This window comes from Streptomyces sp. NPDC029159, from assembly GCF_055564055.1.
In genome coordinates, this window is record NZ_JBVHWT010000022.1 from 25993 (window position 1) to 36140 (window position 10148).

7 protein-coding genes are annotated in these 10148 nt (G+C 75.4%); 3 read left to right on the forward strand and 4 right to left on the reverse strand.

Annotated features, from left to right (window positions below):
• Window positions 1–137: 137 nt before the first annotated feature.
• The 4 genes from ACZ4U4_RS29560 to ACZ4U4_RS29575 all read right to left on the reverse strand — a co-directional run bounded on the left by ACZ4U4_RS29560 (window position 138) and on the right by ACZ4U4_RS29575 (window position 6470).
• Window positions 138–1988 carry a CocE/NonD family hydrolase gene (locus ACZ4U4_RS29560; protein WP_467880600.1) on the reverse strand — a complete coding sequence of 617 codons (1851 nt, stop codon included), beginning with the start codon at window positions 1986–1988 and terminating at the stop codon, window positions 138–140.
• A 188-nt stretch (window positions 1989–2176) separates the two neighbouring features.
• Window positions 2177–4192 (reverse strand): S9 family peptidase, encoded by a 2016-nt coding sequence (locus ACZ4U4_RS29565; protein WP_467880603.1) that lies wholly within the window; start codon window positions 4190–4192, stop codon window positions 2177–2179.
• Between the two features lie 114 nt (window positions 4193–4306).
• The gene (locus ACZ4U4_RS29570; protein WP_467880606.1) at window positions 4307–5644 is read right to left on the reverse strand and encodes a M20/M25/M40 family metallo-hydrolase; all 1338 of its coding nucleotides are present in this window, start codon (window positions 5642–5644) and stop codon (window positions 4307–4309) included.
• The gene (locus ACZ4U4_RS29575; RefSeq protein WP_467880609.1) at window positions 5637–6470 is read right to left on the reverse strand and encodes a M55 family metallopeptidase; all 834 of its coding nucleotides are present in this window, start codon (window positions 6468–6470) and stop codon (window positions 5637–5639) included. The genes ACZ4U4_RS29570 and ACZ4U4_RS29575 overlap by 8 nt, the downstream gene beginning before the upstream one ends.
• A gap of 297 nt (window positions 6471–6767) precedes the next feature.
• Here ACZ4U4_RS29575 and ACZ4U4_RS29580 point away from each other — a divergent pair, with 297 nt between their 5' ends.
• The 3 genes from ACZ4U4_RS29580 (at window position 6768) to ACZ4U4_RS29590 (ending at window position 10028) form a co-directional block, all read left to right on the forward strand.
• A complete protein-coding gene (locus ACZ4U4_RS29580) occupies window positions 6768–7475 on the forward strand; it encodes a DUF2470 domain-containing protein (protein WP_467880612.1) in 708 nt (235 codons plus the stop codon).
• A 460-nt stretch (window positions 7476–7935) separates the two neighbouring features.
• Window positions 7936–8712, forward strand: a complete 777-nt coding sequence (locus ACZ4U4_RS29585; protein WP_467880615.1) for a sigma factor — start codon at window positions 7936–7938, stop codon at window positions 8710–8712.
• The gene (locus ACZ4U4_RS29590) at window positions 8709–10028 is read left to right on the forward strand and encodes a hypothetical protein (protein ID WP_467880618.1); all 1320 of its coding nucleotides are present in this window, start codon (window positions 8709–8711) and stop codon (window positions 10026–10028) included. The genes ACZ4U4_RS29585 and ACZ4U4_RS29590 overlap by 4 nt, the downstream gene beginning before the upstream one ends.
• Window positions 10029–10148: the final 120 nt, after the last annotated feature.

A 10148-nucleotide genomic window follows, 5' to 3' on the forward strand; every position in this document is an offset into this window, starting at 1 on the left:
CAGGGTCGCGGGTAGCCGGGGGTGGACGGCGACCGGAGCGCCGCGGGCCGTGGTGGGGCGGGTGGGACGGCAGAGACCGCGGCGCCGGGCCGGCGGTGCCGGGCGGCGCACACGGCCTGCGGGATGCGCCCCCGCCGCTACCGCACGCTCCCCTGGACGACCGGGAGTTCGAGGACTCCGGTGTCGCCGGGGGCGCTGGTGACCGTCACCGGCTTGATGCCGCGGTTGCCCTGGTACGCGCCGTCGCTCGCGGCGATCGTGAAGCGCAGCCGGTGGCCCGGAGCGTAGCGGTGGACGATGCCCGGCAGCTGGACGGTGAACGCTCGGGTGACGTCCGGGACCCGCACCGGCGCCACCAGGCGGTGCACCAGCGTCCGGGAGCCGTCGGGCGCGACGTCGTAGAGCTTGGCGAAGAGCACCAGCCGGTCGGCGGCGTCGGCGCTGTGCTGCGTCCGCTCGGCCTTGGGTGAGACGACCTTCAGCGTCGCCCGGGGGATGCCCGCGACGTCCAGCGGGACGCCGGTGACCGGGTCGGACGTCCAGTCCAGGGCGGTGCCGCGGAGGTCGTACGGCGCGGGGTCGGGCAGGCCCAGCACCCCGGCGAGGGAGCTCTCCGAATGGCTGGTGGGCACCGGCCAGTTGCGGTACTCGCGGCTGCCGCGGACCACCTTCGCGCGGCGGTCGACGAGCTTGCCGTCGCCGGAGAGGTAGAGCTTGCGCGCACCGCCCGCCGGGAAGGCGCCGGCGGTGCCGTACGGGTCGTCGGCGGCGGCCCAGTCGCGGTAGTAGGCGAAGGCGGGGCCGGTGTCCGTGCCGGTGCGGTGGTGGAGGTAGCGGTCGAACCACGCCAGGATGCGGCGGCCGACGTAGCTGGTCTCCAGGTTGCCCTTGCCCAGGTCGAGTTCGCCGGGTGCGGGCTTGGCCATACCGCCGCTGTGGCCCCAGGACTGCCAGATCATCTTGGTGTCGGTGCCCTGGCCCTTGAGGGTGCGGTAGGTGGCGGTCGCCTCGTTGAGGTTGAAGAGGGTGTCCGCCTCGCCCTGGACGAGCAGGGTCGGCGCCTTGACCGACTTGAGGTACGAGACCGGGGAGACGCTGCGGGCGTACTTCAGCATCGCGGCGGTGCGGTCGGCGGGGTAACGGCCGGAGTCCAGCAGCCGCTTGGTGCGGCAGGCGTCGGCGACGAAGTGCAGACAGCCCGCGCCGCCGGTCCGGGACGGGTCCAGGCTCGGGTGGAGCAGCCCCTGCGCCTCACCTATCAGGAAGAACCCGCCGGTCCACTCCTTCTTGTACGCACCGGGGACCGGGCCGGTCACCCCGTCGGTGCGGCCCGCGTTGTCGGGGTCGAGGGAGTACGAGAGGTCGTTCCAGGTGATGAGGGGGACGAGCGCGTCGACGCGGTGGTCGACGGCGGCGGTGGCCAGTTGGATCGCGCCGCCGTAGGAGCCACCGATCATGCCGACGCGCGGGTCCGGGCTGCCGTCGGCGGCGCGGTCCGCGGTGACGTAGTCGACGCGGGTGCCGTCATCGGCGGCGCGGGATCCGGCGAGGAAGTCGATGAGCTGGCTCGTCGCCCTGCCGTCGATCTCGGGGTCGTCCAGCGAGATCGGGCAGCCGGACTTGCCGAAGCCCAGCCCGGAGTAGGCGAGGGCGACATAGCCGCGGGACGCGAACGCCTTGGCCGTCGCCGCGGTCGAACCGTCGGACTTGCTGCCGCCGAAGCCGTTGGTGGTCAGCACGGCGGGCGCCGGATGCGCCGCGTCGACGCCCGCCGGGCGGTAGAGGTCGGCGTCCACGGTGCAGCTGCGGCCGCCCGCGGCGACGGTGAGTTTCAGCGCGGTGGCGGTGTACGGACCGGCGGACGCGGCGGTGGCCGGGGCGGCGAGGGCGAGTGGGGCGGTGAGCGCCGTGGCGGTCAGCACGGTCAGGGCGGCGCGGAGCGCGGGGCGGGTGGTGCGGCGGTGCGCGGGGCGGAAGACGCTGGGCACGAGGACCTCCACGAGACGTGCCGTACCCACCAGTCGGTAACGGCGCGCTCATGCTCGGTGATGCCCAAGTGGCGTGTCAACGGCGGGAACAGGGAAATCGTGGGCGGTCGGACGGTGCCCCGTGCGCCCCCGCGCGCACACGGTCCGCCGGGCCGCCCCCTCGTACGGGACGGCCCGGCGGCCGGCGGTCAGCGCCGCAGGTCGAGCGCCGTCAGATCCGGGCGCTGCACGCCGAACGCGTACGCGTACAGCGCGAGTTCGGACTCCAGGGCGCGGATCATGGTGTCGGCGCGGCGGAAGCCGTGGCCCTCGCCCTCGAAGGCGAGGTAGGCGTGCGGGATGCCGCGCCCGGCGACCTCGGCGAGGAAGCGGTCGCACTGCGCGGGCGGGCAGATGACGTCGTCCAGGCCCTGGAGCAGCAGGAACGGCGCCTTGATGCGGTCGGCGCGGTGCAGCGGCGAGCGGTCGCGGTAGCGGTCGGGGACCTCCGCGAGCGGACCGACGAGGGACTCCAGGTACTGCGATTCGAAGTCGTGGGTCTCGCCGGTCGCCCAGCCCGCGAGGTCCAGGATCGGGTAGCTGATGGTGCCGCAGGCGTACAGGTCCGTGCCGGTGAGCGAGGCGGCGGTGGTCCAGCCGCCGGCGCTGCCGCCGCGGATGGCGAGCCGGGCGCGGTCGGCGGTGCCCTCGTCGGCCAGCGCCCGGGCGACGGCGGCGCAGTCCTCGACGTCGACCACGCCCCACTGGCCGCGCAGCCGCTCGCGGTACTCCCGGCCGTAGCCGGTGGAGCCGCCGTAGTTGACCTCGGCGACGCCGATGCCGCGGGAGGTGAAGTAGGCGATCTCCAGGTCGAGGACGAGCGGCGCGTGGCCGGTGGGGCCGCCGTGGGCCCAGACGACGTACGGCGGGAGTTCCCCGTCGGGCGCGGTGTGGTCCGGGTTGTGCGGCGGATAGAGGTGGGCGTGGACGTCGCGTCCGCCGGGTCCGGTGAAGGTACGGGCCTCGGGCCGCGGGTAGTAGGCGGGGGCGACGGCGTCGGTGTGGTGGTGGGCGAGGACGCGGGCGCGGCCGGTGCAGGTGTCCAGTTCGACGATCTCGTAGCCGCTGCGGGGACCGGCGGCGACGCCGATGACACGGCTGCCGTGGACGGCGAGGGTGGAGTCCCACTCCGTCCAGGGTCCGGCGGTGTCGACGAGGTCGCCGCTGACCGGGTCGAGGATGCCGAGGGTGGTGGTGCCGTGGCCGTGGAGGGTGGCGAGGGTGCCGCTCTCCAGGGGCAGGAACCACCGGGAGCCGATGTTCCACAGCGGGCCGCCGAACTCCTCCCGGCGGGCGGCGCACAGCCGCCGGGGCTCCTTGGCCCGGCCGTCGGCGATCTCGGTGCGGTACAGCTCCCACCAGCCCTCGCGGTCGGAGGCGAAGAGCAGCGCGCCGTCCGGGGCCCATTCGATCTGTGCGACGGACTCGCCGCGCCGCCCGGGCGCGGGGACGTCCGGGCCGAGGTCGCCGAGTATCGGGCGGACGGCGGTGAACTCCCCGTCGGCGGTGGTGTCCGCGAGCATCACGAGGGTGCCGTCCCAGGGCATCCGCGGGTGGTCCCAGGCGAGCCAGGCGGCGTGGCGGCCGTCGGGCGAGCGCCGCGGGCCGGTGACGAAGCGGTGGCGGTCGTCGCTCAGCTCCCGGACGGCCGCGCGGTCCTCGGCGGCGGAACCGTCGAGCGGGACGGCGGCGACGAGGCGGCGGAGGTCGGTGGGCCCGTCGCCGGTGAACTCCTCCAGGACGCACCACACCTCGTCGCCGACGAGCACCGGGTCGGCCCAGCGCAGTCCGTCGCCGACGGGCGAGAGCGGGGTGAGGGGGCGGGGCGCCGCGTCGCGGTCGGGGGCGTAGGCGTAGAGGCGCTGGTCGGCGAAGTGGCTGAAGACGACGAGCGGTCCGTGGTCGGTGACGGTGCCGGTCCAGGGCCGGCCGCCGTACTCGTGGACACGGCTGCGGACGTTCCAGGGCGCGGGCAGCACGGATTCCTCCGTGCCGTCGGCGCGGCGGCGGACGAGCGCCCGGCGGCCGCCCTCGGCGGGACGCGGCGCGGTCCACCAGACCTCGTCGCCGATCACTCCGACGAAGGCGGGGCGTCCGTCGTGGGCGGCGACGGTCCGGGCGTCCACGGGGGACGTCCAGGCTCCGTAGGGGGCCGTGGTCACCATGCGGGGTCTTCCTCCTTGTGCACCGGCGGGGCCGGATCGTGGGTGCGCGGACGACGGGACGTGGCGGGTCCGCGCGGCCGGTCCCCGGGCGGGGCGCCGGCCGCGCGGCGGCGGTCAGGCGCGGAGCAGGAAGTGGTCCAGGACGCGGACGCCGAAGTGCAGGGCGTCGACCGGGACGCGTTCGTCCACGCCGTGGAAGAGCGCCTGGTAGTCGAAGCCCGGCGGGAGCTTGAGCGGGGAGAAGCCGTAGCCGGTGATGCCGAGCCGGGAGAACTGCTTGGCGTCGGTGCCGCCGGACATGCAGTACGGCACGGCATGGGCGTCCGGGTCGAAGCGCTCCAGCGCGGCGCGCATCCCCGCGAAGGCGGGCGAGTCGACGGGGGCCTGGAGGGCGACCTCGCCGTGGTCGATCGTCCAGTCGACGTCGGGTCCGGTGAGGCGGTCCAGCGTGGCGCGGAACTCGTCCTCGCCGCCGGGCACGACCCGGCCGTCGACCTGGGCGGCGGCGCTGCCGGGGATGACGTTGATCTTGTAACCGGCGTCCAGCATCGTCGGGTTGGCGCTGTTGCGGACGGTCGGCTCGACGAGGGCGGCGGCGGTGCCGAGGCGGGCGAGGAGCGCGTCGACGTCGAAGTCCGGTGCGTCCGGGTCGGCGTCGATGCCGTGCAGGGCGGCGAGTTCCCGGAGCGCGGCGCGGACGGTGGGGGTCAGGCGGACCGGCCAGCGGTGCTCGCCGATGCGGGTGATCGCAGCGGCGAGGCGGGTGACGGCGTTGGCGCGGTTGACCTTGGAGCCGTGTCCGGCGCGGCCGTGGGCGGTCAGCTTGAGCCAGGCGGTACCGCGCTCCCCCGCGGCGACGGGGTAGAGGTGCAGCCCGGTGTCGGTGTGGAAGGAGAACGCGCCGGATTCGCTGATGCCTTCGGTGCAGCCCTCGAAGAGCGCGCCGTGCTCGTCGGCGAGGAAGCCGGAGCCGTCCTCGGCGCTGGCCTCCTCGTCGGCGGTGAAGGCGAGGACGATGTCGCGGCGGGGGCGGACGCCGTCGCGGGCCCAGCGGCGGACGGTGGCGAGCACCATCGCGTCCATGTTCTTCATGTCGATGGCGCCCCGGCCCCAGACGACGTCGTCGCGGACCTCGCCGGAGAAGGGGTGCACGGTCCAGTCGGCGGGCTCGGCGGGGACGACGTCGAGGTGGCCGTGGACGAGGAGGGCGTCGGCCGACGGGTCGGTGCCCTCGATGCGGGCGACGACGTTGGTGCGGCCCGGGGTCCGCTCCAGCAGCGTCGGTTCGAGCCCGGTCTCGGCGAGGGCCTCGGCGACGTACTCGGCGGCCGGGCGCTCCCGGCAGGTGCCGTCGCCGTGGTTGGTGGTGTCGATGCGGATCAGGTCCGAGGTGAAGTGGACGACCTCGTCGAGGGCCTTGTCGTCGACGGGCCCCTGGTGCTGCTCAGCCATACTGCTCCTCCACCGCGTTCGAGGCGAGGGTGGTGACCGCCTTGAAACAGCGGATCGCTTCGTACATGTCGTCGCTGGTGTAGGCGATGCGGCGCTCCCCGCACCGCTCCACGCCCGGGACGCAGGAGGCGGCGCCGACCAGGTGCTCGGCGTCGAACTCCATCTCCACCCGGAACGGGCCGCCCTGCACGGGCTCGTGGCGGGCCGCCAGCGCGGTGGCCTCGCGGGCGGCCGCGTGGATGTCGGCGGCGGTACGGGCCGGGGGCCGGCAGACGGCGGCGTAGCGGGAGACGTAGTCCTTGACCGCGACGGTGCGGGCCTCGGGGGCGTAGCCGCGGGCGTCCACGCAGGTGCGGTCGTCGCCGGTGACGAGGACGACGGGGACGCCGTACTCGGCGACGACGAGGGAGTTGAGGTAACCCTCGCTGGCGCGGGTGCCGTTGACCCAGACGCCGGTGAGGGAGTTGGCGAGGTAGGTGTGGGCGAGGACGCCCTCGGTGCCGGCGCCGGTGTGGTAGCCGATGAAGGCGATGCCGTCGACGTCGCCGTGCTGGACGCCCTCGACCATGCTCAGGGCCTTGTGGCGGCCGGTGAGCATCTGGACGCGTTCGTCGAGCTGTTCCAGCAGGAGGTTCCGCATCGACCAGTGCGCCTCGTTGATCAGCACCTCGTCGGCGCCGCCGGCGAAGAAGCCGGTGGCCGCGGCGTTGACGTCGGAGGTGAACAGGTGGCGGCAGCGCTCCCATTGGGGCGTGCCCGGCAACACGTCGGCGGGCCAGGTGACGCCGGTGGCGCCCTCCATGTCCGCGCTGATGAGGATCTTCATGTGGTTGCGCCCTCTCGCCGGTCGGAAGCTGTCCGTGCCCGTCGCGGGCCCCGGTGGCCGATTTCCCCCAAGAGGCACCGCCAGGTCCCGTGTTCGACCGACCCATCCAAGCATCCTCACCGCCCGGCCTGCGCCTCCCCTCCCCGTTCGGCGGCCGTCAGGCGCGCCGCGGTGCCGGGCACGGCCGCGGCGGGGGCGGGGGCCTGCCGGCGCCGCCGGAGAGCGCGGTACCCCCGCACGCTCCCCCACACCCCACACTAAGTAAGGTTAGCCTTACCTAATTCATAGGAGGCGTGTGTGCGCATCTTCAGCTCCCCCGGCGGCCGCCCGACGGACGCGGAACGGGTCCGGACGATCCTGGCGTCGGCACAGTCGATGACGGTGCTGACCGACGGGGCGCGCACGGAGATCTCCCGGCACGGCACCGACGGGAGCCCGCCCCGCCTCCACCTCCACCCGGCGCCCGACGCGACCGGCGCGCCGGACCCGCGCACCGTCACCACCCTCGAATTCACCGACATCGCCCCGCTCCCGGCCCGCAGCCGGGTGCGCGCCCGCCTCACCCTGACCGGCCGGCTGCTGCCCACGAACGGGCGGGAGGCGGAGGGCGGCCGCTGCCTGGAGTTCGGCGGCGCCGTCCTCACGACGCCCACCGGAGCCGCCTCCGTCACCCTGGACGAGCTGCTGGCCGCCGCCCCGGACCCGCTCGCCACCTACGAGGCGGGCCTGCTCACCCATCTCGCCGACGGGCACGGGAACCTCGTCCCGCTGCTGCTGCGCCTGGTCGAGCCGTGTCTGCTGCGACGGGTGCGGCGGGCGGTCCCGCTGGCCCTCGACCGGTACGGCGTCACCCTGCGCCTGGAGTATCCGCTCGGCCACCACGACGTCCGCCTCCCCTTCCGCAGGCGGCTGCACCACGCGGACCAGTTCGGCCCGCAGCTCCGGTCACTCCTCGCCACCGCGCGCCGCGCCTCACACCGCAGCCGCCTCTTCAGCGGCTCCTGACAGCCTCGACGTACGGAACAGGAAGGCACTCCGAGGGCGATTGTCGGCCACGGGGAGAAACCGGCCCACCGGTCACCCGGGATGCGGGCCGGGCGGTGAACTTCATATGAACACGGCACAGTTCATCCGGCGGCGTCGCAGGCCGGAGCCGTGCGGGCACACGAAAGGCGCTGCGGGACGGCCGGATCGGCACGGATCATGGCTGCACACTTCACGTATTCTGTGAGAAGTTCAGAGGGTTCCTTGAGGTTGCCGGGCCGGACTTTGCGTCAAGCTCACGAGGTGTCCGGCGCGCCTCCCGGGACGACCACCCGGGGCGGGAGCAGCTCACCGCCGACCGGGGCCGGGGGACCCCCACGCCCCGTCACCTTCCTGCGCCCCGCGCCGAGAAAACGCCACGCACCGGCGGTACGCGAGACCTTTGCCCGGTTCGTGCCCTGTCCGAGGAGGAGTGCCCGTTTTGCGAACGGCCCACCCGTCCACACCTCGCGCAGACGGCGGCCGCTCCGGCGGAGCGCGCCCGCCCGCCGACGCGGACGCACTGCTGCGCGGCGCGATGGAGCGCCACCGCCCCGCCCTGCTGCGCTACGCCGCCCGCCTGACCTCGGGCGACCCCTACCGCGCCGAGGACATCGTGCAGGAGACCTTCCTGCGCGCCTGGCTCGCCGCCGACCGCCTCGACCTCGCCGACGAGGACCTCCACGACCTCCGCACCGCCGAAGAGCCTTACCCGGACGCCGGGCGGGGCCGGGGCGACGGCGGGCGGGGCCTGCCCCGGCTCGGTTCCTGGCTGTTCACCGTGGCGCACAACCTCGCCGTCGACGCGCACCGCCGGGAGCGGGCCGTACCGGTGGGCCCGACCCCGGCGGAGGCGCTGACCCGGCCCGTGGGCACGGACATGGCCGACGTCGTCGTGAACCGCCAGGTGATCACCCAGGCGTTGTGCCGGCTGAGCCCCGAACACCGCGACGCCCTCGTCCACGTCCATCTGCTGGACCGCTCCGGCGCCGAGGCCGCGCAGGCCATGGGCATACCGCGCGGCACCGTCAAGTCCCGTACGCACTACGCTCTGCTGGCAATGCGGCGCGAACTCGCCGCCCCTTCCAGGCCCACCGTCCCGCGCCCCCGGCTGCGGAACACGACCCCGAGGACCACCACGAACGCGCCGCCCCCGCACCCCGCCGACCGTACGACTGCGACGCCCCCTCCCTCCCCCGCCGAAAGCGCCGCCGCATGAGCCGTTCCGGCGATCCGTTCGCCTTCATCAACGCCCATCAGAACCTCATCTTCACCATCCTCGGCGTGCTCGGGATGGTCCTGCTGCTCTTCTTCCTGATCCGGATCCCCGTCCAGCGGGCCGGCGGCTGGAAGGCGTCCAGGGACGCGGTGCGCCGGGAGGCCGCCGCCACCCTCCACGCCTTCGGCGCACCGCTGCGCGCACTGCGCGCCCACCGCAAGGCGCTGCGGCTGCTGGTGCGCCATCTGAGGTCCCCGCAGACCTGGCGCGACGCCGAGCGCGCCGTGACCGCCGCCCGGCAGGCGGCCGCCCCCGGCGCCGCCGCGGACCGCGCACCGCGGCCGTACGCGGCACTGGTGGACGGCGCCACCGTCACCGTGCTCTTCGCCGGTACCGCCGCGGACGCCCCCGGCGCCCCGTGGTCCGAGGACCCGGCGGACCCGCGCCGCTGGACGGTGCGGCGCGAGGACCTGCCCGCCGTCGCGCCGTCCCCGGGCGACGGCCCGCCGCTGCTGGTCGCCATCGGCGTCGGGGAGGGCCGCTGCGCCTTCCTCGACCTGGCGCCGGGCCCCACCCTCACGGCGGTGGAGGGCGACGCCCGCACCGCCCCCGCCATGGTCCGGGCGCTCACCGCGCAGCTCGACCGGCGGCTGCCGGAGGGGCTGGTGACCGTCGCCGAGGGGGTCCACCCGCGGTATGCGGGCGCGCCGGTCCGTGAGGCGTACCGCACCGCCCGGGAGACCGAGCCGCGGCACGGCGTCGCACCGGTGCTCGCCGCCGCCGAACTGCCCGATCCGCTGCCCGACGACTTCGGGCACAGCCCCGGCGGCCCGCCCCGGCTGCGGATCGTGGTGCCCGGCCGCCCCCGCGGCCACGCCCGGCGGCTGCTGACGGACCGCCACGGCCAGCTGCTGCTCACCGGCACCTCGCTGCTGACCTCGGCGGGCGCGTTGGGCCGGGCGCTGTCCCGGGTGCTGGCCGACCTGCCGCCGGTGCTGCCGCCGCCGCCCGCCGCGGGCACCGCCGACGGCCACCCGGACGCGCTGTTCGACGAGGACGACGAAGACACGGCCGAGGCGACCGCGGTCGGCAGCCGTGTCCCGGCGCCCGCCGCGAAGAGCGCCGCCACGGCGGAGGAACCGGCGGCCCCGGGCGCCTCCGCCCGCAGCGGCGCGGCCGGTGCGCCCGGCGTCTCCGCGCGCGCCACCGCGGGCGACACCGCGCAGGACGCCGCCGACGGGTTCCCCGCCCAGGCGGCCCCCGCCGACCGGGGAGCGGACGCGACCGGCGCCGCCCGGCCCGCCGCGCGTTCCTGACCCGACCCGCCGCACCGGGGGGGGGGGGGGGGGGGGGGGGGGGGGGGGGGGGCGACGGGCCCCCCTCCCCCGGGGGGGGAGGAACACACACAACAATCCACCCCCCCCCCCTCCCCCCCC